At 68.4% G+C, this 22,844-nt stretch carries 24 protein-coding genes, 1 tRNA gene and 1 pseudogene; 12 read left to right on the forward strand and 14 right to left on the reverse strand.

Annotated elements, in window-relative coordinates; all coding sequences use genetic code 11:
* Positions 1-11 precede the first annotated feature (11 nt).
* On the forward strand, positions 12-845 hold the full coding sequence (locus SB786_RS08040; protein WP_410727027.1) for an OmpW/AlkL family protein: 834 nt from the start codon (positions 12-14) through the stop codon (positions 843-845).
* Between the two features lie 443 nt (positions 846-1,288).
* On the opposite strand, the gene SB786_RS08045 is transcribed toward SB786_RS08040, so the two are convergent.
* The gene (locus SB786_RS08045; RefSeq protein ID WP_410727028.1) at positions 1,289-1,924 is read right to left on the reverse strand and encodes a LysE family translocator; all 636 of its coding nucleotides are present in this window, start codon (positions 1,922-1,924) and stop codon (positions 1,289-1,291) included.
* A 71-nt stretch (positions 1,925-1,995) separates the two neighbouring features.
* Positions 1,996-3,072, reverse strand: coding sequence for an NAD(P)-dependent oxidoreductase (locus SB786_RS08050; protein ID WP_410727029.1), 1,077 nt, complete (start codon positions 3,070-3,072; stop codon positions 1,996-1,998).
* Here SB786_RS08050 and SB786_RS08055 point away from each other — a divergent pair.
* Positions 2,962-3,729 (forward strand): Mut7-C RNAse domain-containing protein, encoded by a 768-nt coding sequence (locus SB786_RS08055; protein ID WP_410727030.1) that lies wholly within the window; start codon positions 2,962-2,964, stop codon positions 3,727-3,729. The genes SB786_RS08050 and SB786_RS08055 overlap by 111 nt on opposite strands.
* A gap of 75 nt (positions 3,730-3,804) precedes the next feature.
* Here the strand turns inward: SB786_RS08055 and SB786_RS08060 are convergent, their stop codons facing one another.
* Entirely contained in the window at positions 3,805-4,044 is a 240-nt protein-coding gene (locus SB786_RS08060; protein ID WP_006757901.1) for a hypothetical protein, read from the reverse strand.
* Between the two features lie 369 nt (positions 4,045-4,413).
* Between SB786_RS08060 and SB786_RS08065 the strand changes: the two genes are divergently transcribed.
* From SB786_RS08065 to SB786_RS08080, 4 genes are read left to right on the forward strand one after another with little or no spacing between them, the layout of a single operon-like run.
* Positions 4,414-5,619 (forward strand): efflux RND transporter periplasmic adaptor subunit, encoded by a 1,206-nt coding sequence (locus tag SB786_RS08065; RefSeq protein ID WP_410727031.1) that lies wholly within the window; start codon positions 4,414-4,416, stop codon positions 5,617-5,619.
* Positions 5,620-5,629: 10 nt separating this feature from the next.
* On the forward strand, positions 5,630-6,328 hold the full coding sequence (locus SB786_RS08070; RefSeq protein ID WP_410727032.1) for an ABC transporter ATP-binding protein: 699 nt from the start codon (positions 5,630-5,632) through the stop codon (positions 6,326-6,328).
* Between the two features lie 18 nt (positions 6,329-6,346).
* Positions 6,347-7,501 (forward strand): ABC transporter permease, encoded by a 1,155-nt coding sequence (locus tag SB786_RS08075; RefSeq protein WP_410727033.1) that lies wholly within the window; start codon positions 6,347-6,349, stop codon positions 7,499-7,501.
* Between the two features lie 8 nt (positions 7,502-7,509).
* Complete coding sequence (locus SB786_RS08080; RefSeq protein WP_410727034.1) at positions 7,510-8,676, forward strand: ABC transporter permease; 1,167 nt, start codon at positions 7,510-7,512, stop codon at positions 8,674-8,676.
* A gap of 13 nt (positions 8,677-8,689) precedes the next feature.
* Here SB786_RS08080 and SB786_RS08085 read toward each other — a convergent pair whose 3' ends face one another.
* Positions 8,690-10,027 carry a carotenoid oxygenase family protein gene (locus SB786_RS08085; RefSeq protein WP_410727035.1) on the reverse strand — a complete coding sequence of 446 codons (1,338 nt, stop codon included), beginning with the start codon at positions 10,025-10,027 and terminating at the stop codon, positions 8,690-8,692.
* A 15-nt stretch (positions 10,028-10,042) separates the two neighbouring features.
* Positions 10,043-10,669, reverse strand: a complete 627-nt coding sequence (locus SB786_RS08090; protein ID WP_410727036.1) for a DUF2239 family protein — start codon at positions 10,667-10,669, stop codon at positions 10,043-10,045.
* Positions 10,670-10,960: 291 nt separating this feature from the next.
* Between SB786_RS08090 and SB786_RS08095 the strand changes: the two genes are divergently transcribed.
* Together SB786_RS08095 and SB786_RS08100 are read left to right on the forward strand one after the other, a co-directional pair.
* Positions 10,961-12,301, forward strand: coding sequence for an MFS transporter (locus SB786_RS08095; protein ID WP_410727037.1), 1,341 nt, complete (start codon positions 10,961-10,963; stop codon positions 12,299-12,301).
* Positions 12,302-12,368: 67 nt separating this feature from the next.
* Entirely contained in the window at positions 12,369-13,766 is a 1,398-nt protein-coding gene (locus tag SB786_RS08100; RefSeq protein WP_410727038.1) for an enolase C-terminal domain-like protein, read from the forward strand.
* 104 nt (positions 13,767-13,870) lie between these two features.
* On the opposite strand, the pseudogene SB786_RS08105 reads toward SB786_RS08100, so the two are convergent.
* The 3 genes and pseudogenes from SB786_RS08105 to SB786_RS08115 form a co-directional block, all read right to left on the reverse strand.
* Positions 13,871-14,303, reverse strand: a pseudogene (locus tag SB786_RS08105) (DUF4279 domain-containing protein).
* Positions 14,293-14,697, reverse strand: a complete 405-nt coding sequence (locus SB786_RS08110) for a hypothetical protein (protein ID WP_410727039.1) — start codon at positions 14,695-14,697, stop codon at positions 14,293-14,295. The pseudogene SB786_RS08105 and the gene SB786_RS08110 overlap by 11 nt, the downstream one beginning before the upstream one ends.
* A 220-nt stretch (positions 14,698-14,917) precedes the next feature.
* Entirely contained in the window at positions 14,918-15,910 is a 993-nt protein-coding gene (locus tag SB786_RS08115; RefSeq protein WP_410727040.1) for an arginase family protein, read from the reverse strand.
* Between the two features lie 79 nt (positions 15,911-15,989).
* Between SB786_RS08115 and SB786_RS08120 the strand changes: the two genes are divergently transcribed.
* Positions 15,990-16,670, forward strand: coding sequence for a CGNR zinc finger domain-containing protein (locus tag SB786_RS08120; protein WP_410727041.1), 681 nt, complete (start codon positions 15,990-15,992; stop codon positions 16,668-16,670).
* A gap of 60 nt (positions 16,671-16,730) precedes the next feature.
* Here the strand turns inward: SB786_RS08120 and SB786_RS08125 are convergent.
* From SB786_RS08125 to SB786_RS08145, 5 genes are all read right to left on the reverse strand, one after another.
* Positions 16,731-16,806, reverse strand: a tRNA-Ala gene (locus SB786_RS08125).
* Positions 16,807-16,873: 67 nt separating this feature from the next.
* Positions 16,874-17,233 carry a c-type cytochrome gene (locus SB786_RS08130; RefSeq protein WP_410727042.1) on the reverse strand — a complete coding sequence of 120 codons (360 nt, stop codon included), beginning with the start codon at positions 17,231-17,233 and terminating at the stop codon, positions 16,874-16,876.
* Complete coding sequence (locus SB786_RS08135; RefSeq protein ID WP_166723906.1) at positions 17,230-18,027, reverse strand: BON domain-containing protein; 798 nt, start codon at positions 18,025-18,027, stop codon at positions 17,230-17,232. Before SB786_RS08135 ends, SB786_RS08130 begins: the two co-directional genes overlap by 4 nt.
* A gap of 17 nt (positions 18,028-18,044) precedes the next feature.
* Positions 18,045-18,629 (reverse strand): SIS domain-containing protein, encoded by a 585-nt coding sequence (locus SB786_RS08140; RefSeq protein WP_105832030.1) that lies wholly within the window; start codon positions 18,627-18,629, stop codon positions 18,045-18,047.
* A 126-nt stretch (positions 18,630-18,755) separates the two neighbouring features.
* The gene (locus tag SB786_RS08145) at positions 18,756-19,184 is read right to left on the reverse strand and encodes a YraN family protein (RefSeq protein ID WP_410727188.1); all 429 of its coding nucleotides are present in this window, start codon (positions 19,182-19,184) and stop codon (positions 18,756-18,758) included.
* A gap of 46 nt (positions 19,185-19,230) precedes the next feature.
* On the opposite strand from SB786_RS08145, the gene rsmI reads away from it, so the two are divergent.
* Complete coding sequence (gene rsmI / locus SB786_RS08150; protein WP_410727043.1) at positions 19,231-20,121, forward strand: 16S rRNA (cytidine(1402)-2'-O)-methyltransferase; 891 nt, start codon at positions 19,231-19,233, stop codon at positions 20,119-20,121.
* 96 nt (positions 20,122-20,217) lie between these two features.
* Here the strand turns inward: rsmI and SB786_RS08155 are convergent, their stop codons facing one another.
* Positions 20,218-20,829, reverse strand: coding sequence for a septal ring lytic transglycosylase RlpA family protein (locus SB786_RS08155; RefSeq protein WP_006760442.1), 612 nt, complete (start codon positions 20,827-20,829; stop codon positions 20,218-20,220).
* Positions 20,830-21,487: 658 nt separating this feature from the next.
* Between SB786_RS08155 and SB786_RS08160 the strand changes: the two genes are divergently transcribed.
* Both SB786_RS08160 and SB786_RS08165 read left to right on the forward strand, forming a co-directional pair.
* The gene (locus tag SB786_RS08160) at positions 21,488-22,132 is read left to right on the forward strand and encodes an MBL fold metallo-hydrolase (protein ID WP_006760443.1); all 645 of its coding nucleotides are present in this window, start codon (positions 21,488-21,490) and stop codon (positions 22,130-22,132) included.
* The gene (locus SB786_RS08165) at positions 22,129-22,788 is read left to right on the forward strand and encodes an exonuclease (RefSeq protein WP_410727044.1); all 660 of its coding nucleotides are present in this window, start codon (positions 22,129-22,131) and stop codon (positions 22,786-22,788) included. The genes SB786_RS08160 and SB786_RS08165 overlap by 4 nt, the downstream gene beginning before the upstream one ends.
* The last annotated feature ends 56 nt before the right edge of the window (positions 22,789-22,844 follow it).

Below are 22,844 nucleotides of genomic sequence, written 5' to 3' on the forward strand. Positions count from 1 at the left end.
GGCAAGCCGTGATGAAGAAGACCCTTCTCTGCGCGGCGGCCGGCGCCGCCGCCGTGGCGCCGCTCGCGGCGCACGCGCAGAGCGCCGGCAGCAACGTCGTCACGCTGGGCTGGTTCCACGTGATGCCGCAGCAGAGCAGCACGCCGATGACGACCAACGTCGCGCCGACGCCGATCAACACGCCGCTGCGGCTGCCGCCGTCGTTCACGTCGCAGGGCACCGGGCTGCGCACGAGCGGCGCGGATACCGTCGGCCTGACGGTCAGTCACTTCCTGACCGATCACATCGCGGTCACGTCGGTGGCCGGCGTACCGCCGGTGTTCAAGGTATCGGGCCAGGGGACGATCCGGCCGCCGGGCCCGGCCGGCGCGCTCGGCACGCAGAACATCGGGCTCGGCTCGGTGAACCCGATCGTGAAGAGCGTGCGGCAGTGGAGCCCGGCTGTGATCCTGCAGTACTACTTCGCACAGGCGAACGCGAAGTTCCGGCCGTTCCTCGGCCTCGGCGTGTCGTACAACTGGTTCAGCGACCTGCAGCTCAACACGAACTTCATCAAGCAGACGCAGGACAACCTCGGCGCGATTCTCGCGGCGGGCGCGGGCAAGCCGGGTACGACCTCGGTGGAGGCGAAGGCGTCGTCGTCATGGCAGCCGGTGTTCAACGCAGGCCTGCAGTACAACATCACCGAGCATTTCGGGCTGGTCGCGTCGGTGACCTACATCCCGCTGAAGACGACGTCGACGGTGACGATCAAGGCGGCCGACGGCACGGTGCTCTCCGAGTCGAAATCGGACCTGAAGGCCGATCCGATCATCAGCTATGTCGGGATGAGCTACAAGTTCTGACGCCGGCGACGGGGAAGGGACGAAGGAGGAACGGACGAATGGATGGCCCGCGGCAAAATCGCGGGCAAAAAAAAGCCCGCCTAAGAGGCGGGCTGAATCCATATCAGAGGAGACATGGAGGAGACAGGTGTAACTATAGCGAATCGATTTCCGCATTGCAACATTTCCGTCGAGAAAATCAGGATTTTCCCTCGAATGCGCACTCTAGATCGCTAGTTCGACTCCGACCCCTTCCTGTTTTCCCTGTCGCGCACGTCTGCCAGCGCGTCGCGCAGCAGCGCAAACGGCCGCGTCAGGCGGCCCGGCAGCCCGCTCGCGTTCGCGTGCGCGGCCGCCGCCGCAGCGGCGTCACCGTGCGGTCGCGCGCGTGACGCGGCCCCGGATGTGAACACGCCCCGCCCTCTGACGAGGTGCGGGGCGTGCGGCGGGCCGCGTGGCCGAAATCAGTGACGAACCAGCGCCATCATCGCGCCGAAGCCGACGAAGATGCCGCCCGTCAGCCGGTTGAAGACCTTCGCGACGCTCTGGCTCTTCAGCGTCGCGCCGATGCGCGTGCCGAACGACGCATAGACGAGATACCAGCTCACCTCGATCACCGCGAACGTGACGACGAGGATGCCGAATTGCGGCAGCGTCGGGTCGGCGGCATTGATGAACTGCGGCAGCAGCGCGGCCGCGAACAGGATTGCCTTCGGGTTGCTGCCCGCGACCAGGAAACCATTGCGGAACAGCGCCCAGCGCGATGCCGACGCGCCCTGCGAAACTGCGTCGACGTCGCCGGCCGGCGCGTCGTCGACGCGTGCGCGCCACGCCTTCACGCCGAGATAGATCAGATAGGCCGCGCCCGCGAGGCGCAATCCATCGAACATCGCCGGCCACGCCTCGAGAACCGCCCCGAGCCCCGCCGCGGACACCGCCAGCATCAGCACCAGCGCGCTCAGGCAGCCGGCCATCGTCGACGACGAGCGGCGCAGCCCGTGCCGCGCGCCGTGCGTCATCACGAGCAGCATGTTCGGGCCCGGAATCGCCGACACGACGAACACCGTCGCCACGAAAAGCCACCACGTATGCAGATTCATGACCGCCCCGACCGAAAGAGAAACGAAATGTCGATTATGCCGTGCGCGCGGCGTTGCTGTCGCGCGTCAGCTCAGCGGCCCGCGCGGCGCAGCGCGACTTCGCCGAGCACCGCGAAGTCCTGTTCGCCGCCGCCGTGCGCGAGCGCGTCGAGCAGGCTGTCGCGCACGACGCTCGCCACCGGCAGCGGCACCGACACCGCGTCGCCGGCCTGCAGCGCGAGGCGCACGTCCTTCAGCCCGAGGCGCGCCTTGAAACGTGCGGGTTCGTAGCTGCGCTCGGCGATCATCCCGCCGTAGCCTTCGTAGACGGGCCCCGGAAACACGCTGTTCGTGATCACGTCGAGGAAATCGCGCATCGCGACGCCGTGCGCGCCGAGCAGCGCGGACGCCTCGCCGAGCGTCTCGATCGCCGACGCAAGCGTGAAGTTCGCCGCGATCTTCGCGACGTTCGCATGCTGCGGCAGCGAGCCGAACCGCCAGGTCTTCTGGCCGATCGCGTCGAACAGCGGCTGCACGCGGTCGATCGCCTCGGCCGGGCCGCCGGCCATGATCGTCAGGCGTGCGGCGGCCGCGACGTCCGGGCGCCCCATCACGGGCGCGGCGACGTACTGGAGGCCGCGCGACGCGTGGGCGTGCGCGAGCGATTCGGCGAGCGCGACCGACACCGTCGCCATGTTCACGTGGATCAGGCCGCGCGGCGCGTCGGCGAGCAGCGCGTCGTCGAATACTTCGCGCGCGGCCGCATCGTCGGCGAGCATCGAAAACACGGCATCGCCGCGAAACGCATCGGCCGGGGTATCGACGATCCGCGCGCCCAACGCGGCGAGCGGCTCGGCGCGCTCGCGCGACCGGTTCCAGACCCGCACGGCGTGCCCGGCCTTCAGCAGGTTCGTCGCGATCGCCTGCCCCATTTCGCCCAGTCCGATAAATCCAAGATCCATTTCCCGCTCCTTCGACCCGTGAAGCGGGGAGTTAAACACAGATGGCGGCGGCCTGCAGCCCCCGCCACCGGCCGCGCGCGGTGCGATACTGCGCGCATGGCGACCGCGACCTTCCGCTTCCACGGCGAACTGAACGCGTTTCTCGCGCGCGCGCAGCGCGAGCGCGCGTTCGCGCACGCGTTTGCGCGCGATGCGACGGTCAAGCACGCGGTCGAGGCGCTCGGCGTCCCGCATACGGAAATCGGCCGGCTCTGCGTGAACGGCGCGCCGGCCGCGCTCGACCGGCCGCTTGGCGACGGCGACCGTGTCGACATCCACCCGGAGCGCGCGCGGCCGGCCACCGAATCGCCGCCGCCGCAACCGGAGCGCTGGCGCTTCATCGCCGACGCGCATCTCGGCGGCCTCGCGCAATTGCTGCGCCTCGCCGGCTTCGACACCTGCTACGACAACCACTACCGCGACGACGAACTCGTCGCGCTCGCCGCACGGGAAGACCGGATCGTGCTAACCCGCGACCGCGAGCTGCTGAAGCGCCGCGCGGTCGTACGCGGCTGCTACCTGCACGCGCAGCAGCCGGACGCACAGTTGCACGAGCTGTTCGCGCGGCTCGACCTCGCGCCGCACATGCGGCCGTTCCGGCTGTGCCTGCGCTGCAACGCGCCGCTGCACGCGCTCGATGCGGCCGACGCCGCGCCGCGCGTGCCGGCCGGCGTCCGCCAGCGGCACCGGCGCTTTGCCGCGTGCGACGTGTGCCGGCGCGTGTTCTGGGAAGGGTCGCACTGGCGGCGCATGCGCGCGGTGGTCGACGCGATGCGCGCGCTGCCGCCCGGGGCGGCGGACGCAGCGGATGCGGCGGACGGCTGAAAAAAAACCCCGCAGGCCGGAGCGTGCGGGGTTTCTCGACGGGCGGCCGGCTGGGCCGGCCCCGACGAAGCGTGCTTAGTTTGCTGCGCCTGCGTCGTTCGTGCCGGCTGCCGAAGCGGCTGCGGCCTTCGCCTTGCCCTTTGCCGAACCGTGCTGCTTCAGTGCGTGCTTCGGCTTGCTGTGATCCTTCTTCATCGGTGCCGAGGCGGGAGCCGTCGCGGCGCCTACCGGCGCCGAAGCCGTCTCCTGTGCGAATGCCGAAACCGATGCGAGAGCGAATGCTGCGGTCATGATCGAAGCGAGCGTCTTCTTCATTGTTCTTCCTTTAGCGGAGAAAAAAGTCAAACGTACCGGTAAGCGATGCGAGGCATCCGCATCGGGACATCAGTCGCGCCGGGTTGGCGGTCGCCGCCGGGCGGGTCGGCTCTCGCCTCTTCGCCTCGGCAAATACTGACGCACTCGGTCCATAACGCACCGCCCGCACCGCGCGTTGACACGTTGGCCGCAACCCTCGGGTTTTCCCGGAGGCACGGGCTTGCGGGCCGCTCGACGCGACGCCGCGACCGGCGTCAATCGTCCGGCAAACCGGCTCTCGCGCCCACCGCGGCGACGCTATACTGGCGTCCTTCCGTCCCAACCGGATCGCGGCCGGTCACGATACCGCCGCCGCAGCGAGGCGCCCAATTGCCCGACCACAATCTGGACAAACTGAAAATCGACCGGCGTCCGCTCGCGCCCGCGCCTCGCCGGCGCCGGTGGGTCCGCTATGCGCTCGCCGCCGTGCTCGTGATCCTCGCAATCGTCGCCGCGCTCGCGCTCACCGGCCGGCCGACGGTCGACACGACCTCCGTCACGTCCGCGTACCCGTACCAGAACGACACCCAGCTCAATGCGACCGGCTACGTCGTGCCGCAGCGCAAGGCCGCGGTCGCGTCGAAGGGCCAGGGGCGCGTCGAATGGCTCGGCGTGCTCGAAGGCACGCGCGTGAAGAAGGGCGAGATCATCGCGCGGCTCGAAAGCCGCGACGTGGAAGCCTCGCTGGCGCAGGCCCGCGCGCAGGTGCTGGTCTCCCGCGCGAACCTCGGCGTCGCGCAGGCTGAACTGAAGGACGCGCAGATCGCGCTGCGCCGCAGCGCCGTGCTCGCGCCGAAGGGCGCGGTGCCGGCCGCCCAGCTCGACACCGACACGGCGCGCGCGAACAAGGCGCGCGCGACGCTCGGCAGCGACCAGGCCGCGATCGCGTCCGCCGAAGCGAACGCGCAGGCCGCGCAGGTGGCGGTCGACCAGACGGTGATCCGCGCGCCGTTCGACGGCATCGTGCTCGCGAAGCACGCGAACGTCGGCGACAACATCACGCCGTTCTCGTCGGCGTCGGACAGCAAGGGCGCCGTCGTGACGATCGCCGACATGGACACGCTCGAGGTCGAGGCCGACGTCGCGGAATCGAACATCGCGAAGATCCGCGCGGAGCAGCCGTGCGAGATCCAGCTCGACGCGCTGCCCGACATGCGCTTCGCGGGCCGCGTGTCGCGCATCGTGCCGACCGTCGACCGCTCGAAGGCGACGGTGCTCGTGAAGGTGCGCTTCGTCGATCGCGACGAGCGGGTGCTGCCCGACATGAGCGCGAAGATCGCGTTCCTGTCGAAGCCCGCGTCGACGCAGGACCGGCAGCCGATGACGGCCGTGCAGGCAAGCGCCGTGGTCGAGCGCGACAGCCGGCCGGTCGTGTTCGTCGTGAAGGACGACACCGTGCACGCAACGACGGTGACAGCCGGCACGCGGATCGGCGAACTCGTCGCGATCCGCGGCGTGAAGCCCGGCGACACGGTCGTGCTCGCGCCGGGCGCGAAGCTGAAGGACGGCGCGAAAGTGACCGTCGCGAAGAAGTAGCGTGGCGCGCGTGAACGACGCCCCGCCTCCCCTCGTCGAGATCAGCCACGTCGCGAAGTCGTACCGGCGCGGCAACCAGGTCGTGCCGGTACTCACCGACATCACGCTCGACATCGGCGAAGGCGACTTCGTCGCGCTGATGGGGCCGTCGGGTTCCGGCAAGAGCACGCTGCTCAATCTCGTCGCCGGCATCGACCGGCCCGACAGCGGCGAGCTGCGCGTGGGCGGCCTCGACATCTCGCGGCTCGAGGAGGCGCAGCTGGCCGAATGGCGCGCGGCGAACGTCGGCTTCATCTTCCAGTTCTACAACCTGATGCCCGTGCTCACCGCGTTCGAGAACGTCGAGCTGCCGCTGATGCTCACGCACCTGTCGCGCCGCGAACGGCGCGAGCGCGTCGAGCTGGTGCTCGACATGGTGAACCTCGGCGACCGGACCAGTCATTACCCGTCCGAGCTGTCGGGCGGCCAGCAGCAGCGCGTCGCGATCGCGCGCGCGCTGATCACCGATCCGGTGCTGATCGTCGCCGACGAGCCGACCGGCGACCTCGACCGCGCGTCGGCCAGCGACGTGCTCTCGATGCTGCAACGGATGAACGCCGAGCTCGGCAAGACGATCATCATGGTGACCCACGATGCGCACGCGGCGGCCGCCGCGCAGTCGCTCGTGCATCTGGAAAAAGGGGAGCTGATCGATGGGCACGCCGTCTGACCGGCGGGAGCGCACGCGATGTACGTGCTGAAGCTGATCGCGCGCAATGCGTTGCGGCACCGGCTGCGCACGCTCTTGACCGTGCTCGGGCTGACCATCGCGGTGCTGGCGTTCGGGCTGCTGCACACGGTGGTTGACGCGTGGTACGCGGGCGCGGCCGCCGCGTCGAGCGGCCGGCTCGTCACGCGCAACGCGATCTCGCTCGTGTTCCCGCTGCCGGTCAGCTACGAGAACCGGATCCGCGGCGTCGACAGCGTGACGGCCGTGGTTCGCTCGAACTGGTTCGGCGGCGTGTACCGCGACCCGAAGAACTTCTTCGCGAGCTTCGCGGTATCGGAAAACTATCTCGACCTGTATCCGGAATTCATCCTGCCCACGCAGCAGCGCGCCGACTACGACCGCGACCGCCGCGGCTGCCTGGTCGGTCGCCAGCTCGCGACGCAGTTCGGCTTCAAGATCGGCGACGTGATTCCGCTGAAGGGCACGATCTATCCGGGCACGTGGGACTTCGTCGTGCGCGGCATTCTCGACGGCCGCGACGATTCGACGATCACGCGCCAGCTCGTGTTCCACTGGGACTACCTGAACGAGACGGTGCGCAAGCGCACGCCGAAGCAGGCCGATCAGGTCGGCGTGTTCGTGCTCGGCGTCGCGAATCCGGACGACGGTGCCGCGATCGCGCGCAACGTCGACGCGGTATTCAAGAACTCGCTCGCCGAAACGCTGACCGAGACCGAGCAGGCATTCCAGCTCGGCTTCGTCGCGATGTCGAACCAGATCATCGCGGCGATCCGCGTCGTGTCGTACGTGGTGATCCTGATCATCATGGCCGTGATGGCGAACGCGATGGCGATGAGCGCGCGCGAACGGACCGCCGAATACGCGACGCTGAAGGCGCTCGGCTTCGGCCCCGGCTTTCTCGCGCTGATCGTGTTCGGCGAATCGGTGGTGATCGCGGTGGCCGGCGGCGGCCTCGGGATACTCGCGACGCCGCCGGCCGCGAGCCTCTTCAAGCAGGCCGCGGGCGGCATCTTCCCGGTATTCAAGGTATCGACCGAGACGATGGCGCTGCAGGCCGCATGCTCGATCGCGGTCGGCGTCGCGGCCGCGCTCGTGCCGGCGTGGCAGGCCGCGCGCGTGCGCGTGGTCGAAGGCCTGCGGGCGATCGGCTAGGCGAGCTCATGGCGATTCCGTTGACCTACATCGCGCGCAACCTGTGGACCCGGCGGCTCACCACCGCGCTCACCGCAGGCGGGATGGCGCTCGTGATCTTCGTGTTCGCGACGGTGCAGATGCTCGATGCGGGGCTCACGAAGACGCTCGTGTCGACCGGCGAACCCGACAACGCCGTGGTGATCCGCAAGGGCGCCGAAACCGAGATCCAGAGTTCGATCGATCACCAGCAGGCCAACGCGCTCGAGATGCATCCGGCCGTCGCGCTCAGTCCCGACGGCCGGCCGCGGGTGTCGAAGGAAGCCGTCGTGCTGATCTCGCTCGTGAAGACGTCGACCGGCAAGCCGTCGAACGTCGTGATCCGCGGCGTGTCGCCGGCCGGCCTCGCGCTGCGGCCGCACGTGAAGCTCGTGGCCGGCCGCACGTTCGCGCCGGGTTCGGCGGAGATCGTCGTCGGCAGCGCGATCGCGAAAGGCTTCAGCGGCACGCAGCTCGGCGACAGCCTGCATTTCGCGCAGCGCGACTGGACCGTGGTCGGCGTGTTCGACGCCGGCGGCAGCGGCTTCGATTCGGAGATCTGGGGCGACGTCGACCAGCTGATGCAGTCGTTCCGGCGCACGAGCTACTCGTCGATGGTGCTGCGCATCCCGAGCGCCGACGGCTTCGCGCGCTTCAAGGCCGACATCGACGTCGACCCGCGGCTGACCGACGAGGCAAAGCGCGAACAGACTTTCTACGGCGACCAGTCGAAGGCGCTGTCGAGGTTCATCAACATCCTCGGCATCACGCTGTCGACGATCTTCTCGATCGCCGCGATGATCGGCGCGATGATCACGATGTACGCATCGGTCGCGAACCGCACCGCCGAGATCGGCACGCTGCGCGCGCTCGGCTTCAAGCGCATGAACGTGCTCGCCGCGTTCCTGCTGGAAGCGCTGCTGCTCGGCTTCGTCGGCGGCGTCGCGGGGCTCGCGTGCGCGTCGCTGATGGAGTTCGCGTCGTTCTCGACGACCAACTTCCAGACCTTTTCCGACCTGTCGTTCCGTTTCGTGCTGACGCCCGCGATCGTCGTGAAGACGCTCGTGTTCTCGCTGGTGATGGGCCTCGTCGGCGGGTTCCTGCCGGCGATGCGCGCCGCGCGGCTGAACATCGTCGACGCGCTGCGCGCGCGGTGACGCGCGCGGCCGGTCACACCCGGTGCTCGCGCGGCAGCCACGCGCCGTGGAAGCCGGCGGGCACGCGGCGCGGCAGATGCACCGTCGCGACCGGCTCCGCATCGATCGCGCGCGCATCGAGGATCACGACGTCGCTCGTATCCGTCGCCGCGCGATAGACGATCACCAACAGCCAGCCGTCGTCCTCGTCGGTACGGCCCGGGCGCGGCACGAACACCGGCTCGCCGTTCTGGTCGCCGGCCGGCACCGCGTAGTGCATCGTCGTGCCGCGCGCGTGATCGAAGCGCATCACGCCGCGCATTTCCGCGTTGTTCGGCTGCTCGACCGCATACAGATAGCGGTAGCGGCGCCCGGTCCGGCTTTCGTTGATGCGCGGCAGCTCGATGCCGCCCTCGGCGAGCGGCCCTTCGTCGATCAGCCCGTTCGCCGTATCGAGCACGTAGCGCCACAGCTCGCCGACCGGGTTGTCGGCGAAGCGGCCGGTGCGCGCGTCGAGCCGCAGGAACGACGGATAGCGCACCGCGTCGAGCACGATGCACGACGCGTCGCAGTCGTACGCGTTCACGACGTGCTGGATGAAGCACGGCTCGATGCCGAACCAGCGCACGTCGCCGCCGTGGCGCGGGATCACGCCGATCCGTGCGTCGCGGTCGTCGTGCCAGCGCAGCGGCATCCGGTGCCCCTGCTTCAGCATCGCGAAGTCGTAGCCGACATTCAGGTCGAACAGCAGGCTGCGGGTTTCGGTGATCGCGAGGTCGTGCATCATCGACGGCGCGCTCAGCTCGATCTCGAGATCGACGCGCGGCACGCCCTGCGCATCGACGACACCGTAGCGCAGCCACGGTTCGCGCCAGTCTGCGCGAAACAGGATCAGCTCGCCCGTCACCGGATCGACCTTCGGATGCGCGGTCATCGCGCCGCCGAGTGCCGCGTGCCGCGCGGGTGCGCCGAGCGTGTCGAGCGCGGCCGTGATCGCGAGCGGTGCGCCGCCTTCGGCCAGCGCCAGCAATTCGCCTGCGTGCTGCAGCACGTTCACGTTCGGATTGGTGTCGGACAGGTGCGGCGCGTGCGCGGGTGCATGCACGGCGGCCCAGCGCCGCGTGCGCGCCCAGCGGTTCCGGTAGCCGGCCGCGCGGCCGTTTTCGAATGCGATCGCGTGCAGCATCGCCGCTTCCGGCCACCACGATAGTACGTCGCTCCCGTCGAAGCGGCCGCCCGGCGGATTCGGGCCGTTGCGCAGCAGCGTGCCGTGGAGTTCTGGCGGAATGGCGCCCGTCACGCGCAGGTCGACGATGTCGACTTCGTCGGCGACCGGCGCGGTCGCGCCGCGGTTCAGGTCGAATACGGTCATCGCGTCGGCGCTCCTTCAACAGACTTCGGCGACGGGCGGCAGATCGCCGCGCGCCAGCGCGAGCGCATGGTCGCGCACGTCGTCCGGCCAGCCGGCGATCAGTTCGGCCAGTCGCGCGAGATCGTTCGCATACAGCGCACGCGCGGCTTCCTCGAAACCGGGCAGGTCGCCCGCCATCGCCGACATGAAGTGATAGGCGCGCGCCTGCGCGTCGCGGTGCCGGTCGGCCGCCGCATGCGTGCGCCGCGCGTCCTCGACGAGCTTGCGCAGCGCCACCGACGCGCCGCCCGGCTGCGCGGCGAGCCAGTCCCAGTGACGCGGCAGCAGCGTGACTTCGCGCGACACGACGCCGAGCTTCGGGCGGCCGCGGCCGCGCGGTTCGCCGGCGCCGGACGGCTCGCCGGCGGGTGCGGACGCATCGGCTGGCGTCGCCGCGTATCGCGCGCGGATCTCGTCCGCCGTGCCGCGCAGGTCGAGGTCGATCGAGCGGCCGGTCGCGTCGTTGAAGATCAGGATCGTGCCGGGCGTTGCGTCGTCGGCAGCCTGACGGAGCGCAAGCGCGACCGTCGCGAGCGGACCCGACACGAGCCGCCGGTGGCCGTCGAAGGCCGTGTACGAAGGAAGGAGCGTGGAGAGTGTCATCGTGGTCGCCCGCAGGCTGGAATCAGAATGGCGCTATTTTTATCCGGGTATAAATTGATTGTCAATATTATCCGGGTAAAAAATATACGCGCGACCGATCGATTCAATTCCTGAATCGATTAAGTCAGCAATTGGCATGAAAGTGCAATTTTCGCCATGACAGAATGATCCGGACGCCCCGTCTGGGGGCATCGACATCCGGTCTCCGGCCGGCAATACCACCACGAAAAAACGCGCGCACTCGACGCGCCGCCGCACGACGGCACCTTCCGCCCTTCGGAGGAGACAGTCATGAATCCGCTTCACGCATTGCCGGCATCCGTGTCGGCAACGGCCCGGCGCACCCGCGTGCGCTGGCTCGTGCTGACCGTGCTGTTCGCGGTCACGACGATCAACTATGCGGATCGCGCGGCGATCGCGATCGCAGGCCCGGCGCTCGCTCGCGCCATGCACCTGAGCCATGTGCAGATGGGCTTCATCTTCTCGGCGTTCGGCTGGTCGTACGTGATCGCGCAACTGCCGGGCGGCTGGCTGCTCGACCGCTTCGGGTCGCGCATCGTCTATGCGTTCAGCATCTTCTTCTGGTCCCTGTTCACGCTGCTGCAGGGCGGCATCGGCTTCTTCAGCGGGGCGGCCGCGTTCGCGCTGCTGTTCGGGCTGCGCTTCCTGGTCGGTGCGGCCGAGGCGCCGTCGTTCCCGGCCAACAGCCGGATCGTGTCCACCTGGTTCCCGGCCGCCGAACGCGGCACCGCATCGGCGATCTTCAACGCCGCGCAGTACGCGGCGACTGTCGTGTTCGCGCCGCTGATGGGCTGGCTCGTGCATGCATTCGGCTGGCAGTCGGTGTTCGCGGTGATGGGCATGCTCGGCTTCGCGTTCGTGCTGGTGTGGAATCGCACGATGTACGACCCGAAGGCGCACCCGCGCGTCAACGATGCGGAGCTCGACTACCTCGCCGAAGGCGGTGCGCTCGTCAACATCGACCAGGCGACCGGCGCGCGCGACGGCGGCCCGTCGATGCGTCACGTGAAGGCGCTGCTCAGGAACCGGATGCTCGTCGGCGTGTACGTCGCGCAGTACTGCATCAACGCGCTCACCTACTTCTTCATCACGTGGTTTCCCGTCTATCTCGTGCAGGCGCGCGGGATGTCGATCCTCAACGCGGGGCTGGTCGCGTCGATCCCGGCCGTGTGCGGGTTCCTCGGCGGGATTCTCGGCGGCATCGTGTCCGACGGGCTGCTCAAGCAGGGCCGGTCGCTGTCGGTCGCGCGCAAGGTGCCGATCGTGATCGGCATGCTGCTGTCGATGTCGATGATCGTATGCAACTACACCGACTCGCACGTGCTCGTCGTGCTGTTCATGGCGCTGTCGTTCTTCGGCAAGGGCCTCGGCGCGCTCGGCTGGGCCGTCAACGCCGACACCGCGCCGCGCCAGATCGCCGGCCTGAGCGGCGCGCTGCTCAATACCTGCGGCAATCTTTCCAGCATCACGACGCCGATCGCGATCGGCTATATCGTCGACCGCAGCGGCTCGTTCAACGGCGCGCTCGTGTATGTCGTCGCGCACGCGCTCGTCGCCGTGATCTGCTACCTGTTCGTCGTCGGCGAAATTCGCCGCGTCGAGCTGAACTGAACTGAACGGCGCGGGCCGCGCCGGCGCGTCCGGCGGCCCGTGCCTCACCGGAACCAGGAGCGAACCGATGTCCGAATCCCGCCGTGCCGGCACGCCGCGCGTCACGCGCATGCAGGTGATCCCCGTCGCCGGCCGCGACAGCATGCTGCTGAACCTGTGCGGCGCGCACGCGCCGTATTTCACGCGCAACCTCGTGATACTCGACGACAGCAGCGGCCATACGGGTGTCGGCGAAGTGCCCGGCGGCGAAGGCATCCGTCATGCGCTCGAACGGATGACCGACCTCGTGGTCGGCCAGTCGATCGGGCGTTACCAGGCGACGCTCAACGCGGTGCGCGCGGCGCTGTCCGGCGCGGGGGCGGGCGCCGGACGCACGATCCAGCACGAAGTGACGTCGGCCGGCGAGGCGGCCGTGCTGCGCCAGCCGCACGAGATCAATCTGCGGCTCGACAACGTGATCACCGCGATCGAGGCCGCGCTGCTGGACCTGCTCGGCCAGCATCTCGACGTGCCGGTCGCCGCGTTGCTCGGCGAAGGCCAGCAGCGCGACGCGGTGCCGATGCTCGCGTACCTGTTCTACATCGGCGAGCGGCGCCGCACCGACCTGCCGTATCGCGACGAAACGCATGCAACCGATCCGTGGTTCCGCCTGCGCAACGAAGCCGCCCTCACGCCGGCCGCGATCGCGCGGCAGGCCGAGGCCGCGGTCGAACGCTACGGCTTCGTCGATTTCAAGCTGAAGGGCGGCGTGATGGCCGGCGCGGACGAGATGGAAGCGATCGCGGCGATCAAGGCGCGCTTTCCCGACGCCCGCGCGACGCTCGACCCGAACGGCGCGTGGTCGCTCGACGAAGCGGTCGCGCTGTGCCGCGGGCAAGGCCACCTGCTCGCGTATGCGGAGGACCCGTGCGGGCCGGAAGCCGGCTACTCGGGCCGCGAGGTGATGGCCGAGTTCCGGCGGTCGACCGGCATCCCGACCGCGACCAACATGATCGCGACCGACTGGCGGCAGATGGATCACGCGGTGCGGCTGCAGGCGGTCGACATCCCGCTCGCCGATCCGCACTTCTGGACGATGCAGGGTTCGGTGCGGCTCGCGCAGCTGTGCCGCGACTGGGGGCTCACATGGGGTTCCCACTCGAACAACCACTTCGACGTGTCGCTCGCGATGTTCACCCATGCGGCCGCGGCGGCGCCCGGCACGATCACCGCGATCGACACGCACTGGATCTGGCAGGAAGGCGACGCGCGGCTCACGCGCGAACCGCTCGAGATCGTCGGCGGCCAGGTGGCCGTGCCCGAGCGGCCGGGGCTCGGGATCGAGCTCGACATGGCGCAGGTCGAGGCCGCGCATGCGCTGTACCGGGAGGTCGGCGGCACCGCGCGCGATGATGCGATGGCGATGCGGTATCTGGTGCCGGGATGGACGTATGATCCGAAGCGGCCGAGTTTCGGGCGCGGGTGATGGCTGCTGCAGCCGGCCTCATGCGCAAGCCTCGCGAGCCGGTCGCCGGCTCGGCGGCACATGCACCATGCATTGCATTGCGCTTTGCGCCGACCCCTTACACGTTATCGGTATTCATCGATTTCGAGCACGCCCCCGATCGATTCAATGAGCTTGCGCGTGGCCTCCGACACATAAGGCACACGATTACCCGTCTCGTTGTCCCAGTAGCAGAAGAATCGCATGCGCGCGCCAACCCGTTCGATGCGCTCACGGAGATCGTCGCGGGGCAACGAGAGGCGGTCGATCAGGTACCGAAGATGCGGCTCCAGTCGATCGCTATGAACAGCAGACTTGCTTTCCAACGCCCAAAGATTGAGCTTTCCGGGAACCGAGGCGTCCCGACGGTAGCAAATAGGGCTTTCCTCGCGTGATCGTTCGACTCGGGAAGACGCCGAAAAAGGCGGTCCACGTGTCCGGATGTGTGTTCTCCGACGAAATGATGAACGTCGCGTATGCAAGGATGTTGTCAGCAGTCGCCAGAGAGTCAGGGTGCATAGTCGTGAATGTTGTCCAGAATTACGCCTTTGAACTCGACGTCTCCGCTGTCGTGAAAGATAAGATTGTCGGCTGGTCCCAAGCCGCTTGCCGGCTTCAGCACATGCAGCATCTGCCCGAACGTCTTGCGATCGTACCCGAGCATCTTTGCCGCAAAGTTCGGGTTGTTGGTCGAGGCGGCCAATGACTCGACGCCATCGCTCGCTGCCCCACCAACGTAATCGAACGCACGCGCATCCCCGAGCAAAGTATCGGCACGTTGCGCAAACTCGGCTGTACGCCCTTCAGCGACAACGCCTTCCAGATAATCGATCAACGAGTCGGCAGATACGTCGCTCCACGTAGCCCAGTCCGGGAGCGGCTTGTCTACCGGCAATGCGGCGACCGACGGCACGCTTGCGCGCCGAAGGGGCCGTGAAAACGGCCGCGTCGACGGTTGATTGGCAACAGCGCCATTACGTGCGCCCAACCGTTACGGTTCGGTACGCCCAGATCGGCTCCTGCACGCTATGCGTGTTCAGCGCGCGGCGAGTCGGAAGCGGCCGAGTTTCGGGTGTCGCCAATAGGCACGCGTTCGCGTCGGCGGCCAGGCGTCTTCCCTCCGGCGGAGCGCACTATCGGCTCCGCGCATCCGGCAGCGCAGCCGCGCTCCGCGCGATGCTGCGCGCGATCCGGTCCGCATGCGCCAATCCCGGATCAAGCCGCGGGTCATAGATCGTGAAGTCGATCCCCGCAACGCGGCCGGATGCCACGAGCGGCCCGAGCAACGCATCGAGCCCATCGAAGTCCAGCCCCGGCGAGCCGGGCGAATCCACGGCCGGAAGTTGCGACTGATCGAGCACGTCGAGATCGACGTGCAACCACACCCGCCGAAGCGCACGCCCGTGCAGCCAGTCGACGAGTTCGCGAGCGACGGCGGCAGGCCCTCGCGCGAGGAGCTGCTGGATCGTTGTGCGGGTGATCGCCGTTCGGACGATATCGCCGTAGGCAGCGTCGAACTCGGCGGTTTCGGCGTCGCGCTCGCCCACCTGGCACACGTCGCGATCGTCGACTAGCGGGCCGTCCAGGTCTGGCCAGCACGTCAGCAGCGGCTCGCCCCGGCCGGTCGCCAGCGCGAGATCCATCCCTGCCGCGGAGCCGAGCCGCGTCGACGTGTCGTAATTGCCCGGATGGAAGAAGTCACTGTGTCCGTCGACGTGGACGAGCCCGCTGCCGCCTGCGTGCCGATTTCCCAGCAAGCACCCGAGCAGGATGCTGCAATCGCCGCCGAGCACGATCGGAAAGGCGCCCCGCTCGAGCGCTCCGGCGATGTGCGCGGCAAGTTCGAGCGAGAACGCGCGGATCGACACGCCGTTACGGATGCGGGTGCCCGGTTGCGGCTCGAACGCATAGGCAGGATGCGGGAGCCACGCAACGCGCGCGTCCAGACGCGCGGCGAGGCCGGTGGCGAGCAGCGCGTCCGGGCCGCGCCACGTGTCGGGCTCGCGGCCGGCGCCGTTCGGCTTGAGGCCGAGGCTGCTCGGCGCGGCGACGAGTTCTATCGGCCGAGCGACGCCGGTCGACGAATGTTCAGCCTGCAGGTCGGATGAAGCGGTCGGCTCCGTCATGACTTTTCCTCGCTCAATCGCGGTCGTCGTGCGTGATAACCTGTAAAAATGCCATCAAAGGTTAGCATCGATTTAACCCATGTCAAAAACTTCACCGGTTATGGAAGCGCACACGTTCGTCGCGCGCGATTTCATCGGCGGCCACGCCGTCCTCGACTTCGTCAACACGGTGACCGGCCGCGACGACACGCCGCGCGACTGGTTGCCCGATTACGACGCGTATCTGTCGTGGCTGGCGTCGGCGAGCTTGCTCCCCGCGCTCGACCTGACGCGGCTCGCGGCCCGCGCGGCCGAAGCCCCCGCAGCGGCCGACCGCGCGCTGCGCGATGCCAGGCGCCTGCGTGAAGCGTTGTTCGGCATCTTCGATGCGCTCGCACACCGCGCAGCGCCGGTCGCAGCGGATCTCGCCACGCTGGAGCACGCGTGGCGGCGCGCGATAAGCAGGCAGCGGCTGGTCGCGACGGCCGGACGAGTGGTGTTCGGCTACGCGCCGGATACGCGCGTCGACGCGGATCTGCACCTGCCAGCCGATCGCATTGCGCTCGACACCGTGAAACTTCTCGAAGCGATACCGGACGGCCGGCTCCGGATGTGCGCGGGGCCAAATTGCGCGTGGCTGTTCATCGACGGTTCGAAGACCGGGCGTCGCAAGTGGTGCGACATGGCAACCTGCGGAAACGTCGCGAAGGCGCGACGGCACTACCGCGCGACGAAGCACGGGGTGGCGGGACCGGCGCAGGATCGCGACGCGGCCGAATAGGAGCGGGCTGCTGGAAAACAAAAAGGGCTCGGTCTTGCGACCGAGCCCTTCGAATTCCGTTGGTGGAGCGGAGGAGGATCGAACTCCCGACCTTCGCATTGCGAACGCGACGCTCTCCCAGCTGAGCTACCGCCCCAACAGACAACCATCATACACATGCATTTCCGCGCTTGGCAATAGGGCTTGCCTCGACCTCCGACGCGTCACTTCGACGGCCCGCCGGCCAGCACCCATTCGACCACGGAACGCAGATCCGCGTCGCTCAGGCGCGGGTGCGCCGGCATCGGAATCGCGCCCCAGACGCCGGAGCCGCCGTCCTTCACCTTCTTCGACAGCTTCGCAACGGCCTGCGGATCGGACTTGTAGCGGGCGGCGATGTCCTTGAACGACGGGCCGACGAGCTTGCGGTCCACCGTGTGGCAGCCCATGCACGCATTGCCGCGCGCGACCTTCAGGCCGTCGCCGACGTCCGCGTGCGCCGTGCCGAGCGCACCGGCCACGAGCGCCGCAGCCGCGGCGCCCTGCACGAACCATTGCGTGATCCTCATCTGCGTCGACTTCATTGCGGCGTTGCCTTCGGGTTGCCCGGATGCACGCTCGACGAATTCGAGATCGGCGCGGGCGGTTGCAGCGGAGTGGACTGGACCGATGCGTCGGGCACCGCACCGACCGTCGCGGCATCCGCGGGCGCGGCGGCGGCCTGCGCGCCGGACGCAGTGCTCGGCGATGCAGCCTGCAACGCCTGCGCGTCCTGCGGCTTGATGTACTGGAATACCTTCACGACCTTCTCGACGCCGGGCACCTGGCTTGCCGCATCCGCGCCGCGATTGCCTTCGTCGACCGTCACGAGACCCAGCAGGTAGATGTTGCCGCGCTCGCTGACGACCTTGTAGTAGTTCGCCGACAGCCCCTTCGTCGCGATCAGCTCGGACTTCACGCGCCCTTCGAGGTACGAGTCGTTCGCGCGCGACGACAGCGACGATGCCGGCTCGACCGACAGCTCGTTGACGATCGCGCTCACGTTGTTGATGCCGCGCACGATTTCCTCGGCGCGCTGCTTCGATGCGTCGTTCGGCACTTCACCCGTCAGCAGCACGCGGCGGTTGAACACCGTGACGTTCACGTGCGACTGGTCCGGCAGCCCGTTGTTGATCTGCGTGAGCGACTTGACCTGGATCTCGCGATCCTCGGTCTGCGCGCCGAGCGTACGGCGATCGGTCGCGATCAGCGCGCCGCCGCCGGCCGCCGCACCCAGCACGCCGAGCACGCAGCCCTGCAGCGACATCGCGAGGCCCGCCGTCAGCGCGGCAAGCAACGTGGTTCTGACGAGCGTCTGTTTGACGCGGCTTTGATTCATCGACGGCTCTCCTTCGTTCAATCCTCACCCAGCAGCATCGCGTCGATGCCGTCGCACAGGCAGTGGATGGTCAGCAGATGGACTTCGTGGACGTGCGCCGCGCGCGAGGCGGGCACGCTGATTGGAATATCGGTATCGGACAGCGCGGCCGCGACGGCGTGGCCATCGCCGCCCGTCAGCGCGACGACGGTCATCTCGCGCTCGTGCGCCTCGTCGATCGCGGCCAGCACGCGCGGCGACGCGCCGCTCGCGTCGAGCACCAGCAGGATGTCGCCGGTCTGCCCGAGCACGCGCACCTGCTGCGCGAACAGCTGATCGGCAGCGGCTGCCCCGGTGAGGCCGCCCTGCGACGCATCGGTGGCCAGCGCGATCGCGGGCAGGCCCGGACGCTCGCGCTCGAAGCCGCCGACGAGCGACACGGCGAGGTAGTGCGCGGCGGCGGCCGACAGGCCGTCACCGCATGCAACGATCTTGTTGCCGTTCGCCAGCGCGGCGAACATCGCGTCGACCGCGGCTGCGATCGGCAGCGACAGCGCATCGGCCGCTTCGGCGTGAAGCGCCGCGCTGTCGCGAAAATGTTGCTGAATACGTTCGACTGACATCGATTCCTGGTGAACTGGGCGCGTGGCACGCAGCGCGCAACGTCATGGGTGCGGCGAGTTTACCGCACTCCGGCACCGTCTCCAGGGGTATGGCAAGAACTCTTTACATCTCGTCACAGCTCGCGGCTACACATCGTCGGCACGAAATGCGTCACGCAGCCATTCGAGCCGGCCGGCCTCGAACGCGACGACGTCGAAACGGCACGCGGCACCCGCGCCGTGCCGCACCCAGAAATGGAGCGCGGCCGCGACCAGACGCCGCCGCTTGCGCCAGCCGACGCTCGCGGCCGCGCCGCCGTGCCGAGTGCTGCGCCGCGCGCGCACCTCGACGAACACGAGCGTGCCGTCGGGCGTGCGCATCACGAGATCAAGCTCGCCGCCGCGCATCGTCACGTTGGCCGCGACGAACGCGAGACCGTGGCGTTCAAGGAACTGCCGCGCGCGCTGCTCGAACGTCGCGCCGACCGATCTGGATCGCGCCGCGCCGGAAAAGTTGTCGCCGCCGGTCGGCAAACCGCGCCCGCTACCCGGCGCGGCCGGCGCCGCGTGGCACAATGCCGTCCTTGTTCCGCTTGCGCCGCGATTGCGCGCATTGCCTGCCATGACTGCCCTCCTCGAACTCGCGCAAACGCAGCACTACCCGGACGCCGCGCTCTACGTGGTCGCGACGCCGATCGGCAACACCGCCGACATCACGCTGCGCGCGCTGCACGTGCTCGGCCTCGCCGACCGCATCGCGGCCGAAGACACCCGCAACACGGGCCAGCTGCTGGCCCGCTACGGGATCTCGAAACCGCTCGTCGCCGTGCACGAGCACAACGAACGCGAAGCGGCGCTGCGCGTGATCGAGCTGCTGCGCGCCGGCGAACGCGTGGCGTACGTGTCGGACGCCGGCACGCCCGGCATTTCGGACCCCGGCGCGCGGCTCGTCGATGCCGTGCGCGCGGCCGGCTTCCCGGTGATTCCGCTGCCGGGCCCGAGCGCGGCCGTGACCGCGCTGAGCGTGGCGGGCGACTGGGCCGGCGCGTTCACGTTCGCGGGCTTCCTGCCGCCGAAGGCGAAGCAGCGCGCGAACGCGCTGCAGGCGCTCGCGCGGCACCCGTACGCGCTGGTGTTCTACGAAGCGCCGCACCGGATCGCCGACACCGTCGCCGCACTCGCCGACGCGTTCGGCCCCGCGCGCCGGGTGCTGATCGCGCGCGAGCTCACCAAGCTACACGAGCAACTGTTCCAGGGCACCCTGGCCGAAGGACAGAGCTGGCTCGATGGCGATGCGAACCGGCAGCGCGGCGAGTTCGTGCTGATCGTCGAAGGCGCGCCGGCCGACAGCGGCGAAGCCGACGACACCGCGCACGACGCGCTGCTCAAGCTGCTGCTGGAAGAAGTGCCGGTGAAGAGCGCGGCGAAGCTCGCGGCCGCGCTGACGGGCGCGTCGCGCAACACGCTGTATGCGCGCGCGCTCGTGCTGAAGGAAGGCTTGATGGAAGACTGACGGGCGAGCGCGGGCGGCACGCGCCGCCCTGCCCGCGAAAACGCAAAAGGGCTGCCCGAAGGCAGCCCTTTTTGCATGAGCGGACGAACCGCCGCGTTACTTCGACGACAGCGACGCGAACATTTCGTCGCGTGCGTCGCGCGCTTCCTGCGGCGACAGCCCTTCGATCTTCACGCGCCCCGTTCCGGAGTGCACGAGGCCGATCATCCTGGCGGCGGCATACGACAGGTCGAGCACGCGGCCGCGCTTGTACGGCCCGCGATCGTTGACCTTCACGACGACCCACTTGCCGGTCGACGAGTTCGTCACCTTGATGTACGAGGACAGCGGCAGCGTGCGGTGCGCGGCGGTCAGCGCGTTCATGTTGAAGCGCTCGCCGTTCGCGGTGCGGCGGCCGTGGAAATCCCGGCCATACCACGATGCCCGGCCCGTCTGGCGGAAGTCGGACACGTCCTTGCCGTCGATCGGCTCGGCGTCCGCCAGCGACGACTTCTTCGCGTCCTTGCTGTCGGCAGCCGGCATCGATGCCAGCGCGGAATCGAAACTCAGTTGCTGCTTGTCGTCGTCCGCCTTGGCGGCCGCGGCCGTCTTGCTGACCGCGTTCTTCTGGTTGGCGCTGCCGGTGGTCTGGCTGGATGGCACCGCACAGCCCGTCAGCGCGAAAAATAATGCAATGGTCCCGAATCGAGTCGGAAAACGTAAATTCATCGACGTGTCGCCTTGTGGTTCGGGCCGCACCGATACAACGCTGCTCAACAACGCGGATACGCGGCCCGGACGGCAAATGCGGGCACGCCCCGCTCGGATGCGAGCAGGCGGCTAGCATGGGCGCGGCTTTCGTCTCTGCCGCAACCGTCCTGATTAGTTTTCACGTCTGGCGCAACCTGTCCCCGGCAGCCTGACCAGACCCCACATGCCGCCATCGAACATGGCTCTCACGTTCGCGCGCGTCGCGTACAGCCAACGCACAGGAACGGCGGCACAGGCCTCATCCGGCGGCGCGGCAGCAAGGCCGCAGACGGGCGCGCAGCACCCGGCCGGACAAGACGTGAGCACCGAATGCTCGGTGCTGGATACACCGCCGGACTCCCCGGCGGTCGATGCTTGACGGTGAATCCGACGCCCCCATTTAACGGGGCCGAAACACCAGCGAATTGCGTGAAATTCACGCGCAATGGGCGGCATTATACATAAATCAAAAGGTGATCTCGAAAAGCCCCCCGCCCGGACCATTGATTCTCACTATGGCGGCAACAATCGGGATGCTCCGGGATTGCCCGCACGCGCGCGTCCGACGCTGCACCGCAGGAGCGGCAGGCCGTACGCGCGACCGGTACAATCGCTTCTTTTAGCCGCCGGTGCCTCCATGAAAGTCACGCTCATTCCGGTCACGCCGTTCCAGCAGAACTGCTCGCTGGTCGTCTGCGAAAAGACCGGCCGCGCCGCCGTCGTCGATCCGGGCGGCGATCTCGAACGGATCGAACAGGAGATCGCGCGGCAGAACGTGCAGGTCGAGAAGGTGCTGCTCACGCACGGCCACGTCGATCACTGCGCGGGCGCGAAGGCGCTCGCGACGCACTACGGCGTGCCGATCGTCGGGCCGCAGGAAGACGAGCGCTTCTGGATCGAGCAACTGCCGATGCAGAGCCAGCGCTTCGGCTTCCCGGCCGCCGAAACGTTCGAGCCTGACCACTGGCTCAACGACGGCGACACCGTGCAGGTCGGCGACGAGACGCTCGAGGTCTATCACTGCCCGGGCCACACGCCCGGCCACGTCGTGTTCTTCAGCCGCGCGCATCGCGTCGCGATCGTCGGCGACGTGCTGTTCGCCGGCTCGATCGGCCGCACCGATTTCCCGCGCGGCAACCATGCGGACCTCGTACGCTCGATCAAGGAGAAGCTGTGGCCGCTCGGCGACGACGTCACGTTCGTGCCGGGCCACGGCCCGGTGTCGACCTTCGGCGACGAGCGCCGCACGAATCCGTTCGTGTCCGACAAGGTGTTCGGATGAACCAGACCGCCATTCCCGAAATCTACGTCAGCACCGACGTCGAGGCCGACGGCCCGATTCCCGGCCCGCACTCGATGCTGAGCTTCGCGTCGGCCGCTTATACCGAGGACAAGCGGCTGATCGCGACGTTCTCCGCGAACCTCGAGACGCTGCCCGGCGCCCAGGCCCATCCGGTGCAGGAAGCGTGGTGGAAGACCGAACCGCAAGCGTGGGCCGCGTGCCGGCGCGACCTGCAGGCGCCCGAGGCCGCGCTCGTCGCGTACGTCGAATGGGTCGAGGCGCTGCCGGGCAAGCCGGTGTTCGTCGCGATGCCGGCCGGCTTCGATTTCACGTTCATGTTCTGGTACATGATGCGCTTCACCGGGCGCTGCCCGTTCTCGTGGTCGGCGCTCGACATCAAGACGCTCGCGTTCGCGATGACGGGCCTGCCGTACCGCAAGGCGATCAAGCCACGCTTTCCGAAGCACTGGTTCGACGATCATCCGCACACGCACGTCGCGCTCGACGACGCGATCGAGCAAGGCACGCTGTTCTGCAACATGCTTGCCGACCTGCGCCGCCAGCAGGCGGCGCTCGCGGGCCTCGCGGTGTCCGATACCGACCGGTCGGAACAGGCGGGGGCGGGACAAAATCCCACGGATCCGCGCGCAAATTAGAGAATCCCGCTCACCGGCACGCCGCCAGATTGCCTTTCCTTTCCCGGCCCTCTAAC

It is taken from the genome of Burkholderia sp. SIMBA_062 (genome assembly GCF_046534765.1).
In the GTDB taxonomy this organism is placed as follows: domain Bacteria; phylum Pseudomonadota; class Gammaproteobacteria; order Burkholderiales; family Burkholderiaceae; genus Burkholderia; species Burkholderia ambifaria.

Bases quoted from the DNA above. Each gene is read 5' to 3' on its own strand.
- SB786_RS08090 (WP_410727036.1), bottom strand. From the start codon at position 10,669: ATGACACTCTCCACGCTCCTTCCTTCGTACACGGCCTTCGACGGCCAC.
- SB786_RS08135 (WP_166723906.1), bottom strand. From the start codon at position 18,027: ATGAATCAAAGCCGCGTCAAACAGACGCTCGTCAGAACCACGTTGCTT.
- SB786_RS08095 (WP_410727037.1), top strand. From the start codon at position 10,961: ATGAATCCGCTTCACGCATTGCCGGCATCCGTGTCGGCAACGGCCCGG.
- SB786_RS08140 (WP_105832030.1), bottom strand. From the start codon at position 18,629: ATGTCAGTCGAACGTATTCAGCAACATTTTCGCGACAGCGCGGCGCTT.
- rsmI (WP_410727043.1), top strand. From the start codon at position 19,231: ATGACTGCCCTCCTCGAACTCGCGCAAACGCAGCACTACCCGGACGCC.
- SB786_RS08155 (WP_006760442.1), bottom strand. From the start codon at position 20,829: ATGAATTTACGTTTTCCGACTCGATTCGGGACCATTGCATTATTTTTC.
- SB786_RS08130 (WP_410727042.1), bottom strand. From the start codon at position 17,233: ATGAAGTCGACGCAGATGAGGATCACGCAATGGTTCGTGCAGGGCGCC.
- SB786_RS08080 (WP_410727034.1), top strand. From the start codon at position 7,510: ATGGCGATTCCGTTGACCTACATCGCGCGCAACCTGTGGACCCGGCGG.
- SB786_RS08120 (WP_410727041.1), top strand. From the start codon at position 15,990: ATGTCAAAAACTTCACCGGTTATGGAAGCGCACACGTTCGTCGCGCGC.
- SB786_RS08075 (WP_410727033.1), top strand. From the start codon at position 6,347: ATGTACGTGCTGAAGCTGATCGCGCGCAATGCGTTGCGGCACCGGCTG.
- SB786_RS08165 (WP_410727044.1), top strand. From the start codon at position 22,129: ATGAACCAGACCGCCATTCCCGAAATCTACGTCAGCACCGACGTCGAG.
- SB786_RS08040 (WP_410727027.1), top strand. From the start codon at position 12: ATGAAGAAGACCCTTCTCTGCGCGGCGGCCGGCGCCGCCGCCGTGGCG.
- SB786_RS08045 (WP_410727028.1), bottom strand. From the start codon at position 1,924: ATGAATCTGCATACGTGGTGGCTTTTCGTGGCGACGGTGTTCGTCGTG.
- SB786_RS08100 (WP_410727038.1), top strand. From the start codon at position 12,369: ATGTCCGAATCCCGCCGTGCCGGCACGCCGCGCGTCACGCGCATGCAG.
- SB786_RS08115 (WP_410727040.1), bottom strand. From the start codon at position 15,910: ATGACGGAGCCGACCGCTTCATCCGACCTGCAGGCTGAACATTCGTCG.
- SB786_RS08160 (WP_006760443.1), top strand. From the start codon at position 21,488: ATGAAAGTCACGCTCATTCCGGTCACGCCGTTCCAGCAGAACTGCTCG.
- SB786_RS08055 (WP_410727030.1), top strand. From the start codon at position 2,962: ATGGCGACCGCGACCTTCCGCTTCCACGGCGAACTGAACGCGTTTCTC.
- SB786_RS08060 (WP_006757901.1), bottom strand. From the start codon at position 4,044: ATGAAGAAGACGCTCGCTTCGATCATGACCGCAGCATTCGCTCTCGCA.
- SB786_RS08085 (WP_410727035.1), bottom strand. From the start codon at position 10,027: ATGACCGTATTCGACCTGAACCGCGGCGCGACCGCGCCGGTCGCCGAC.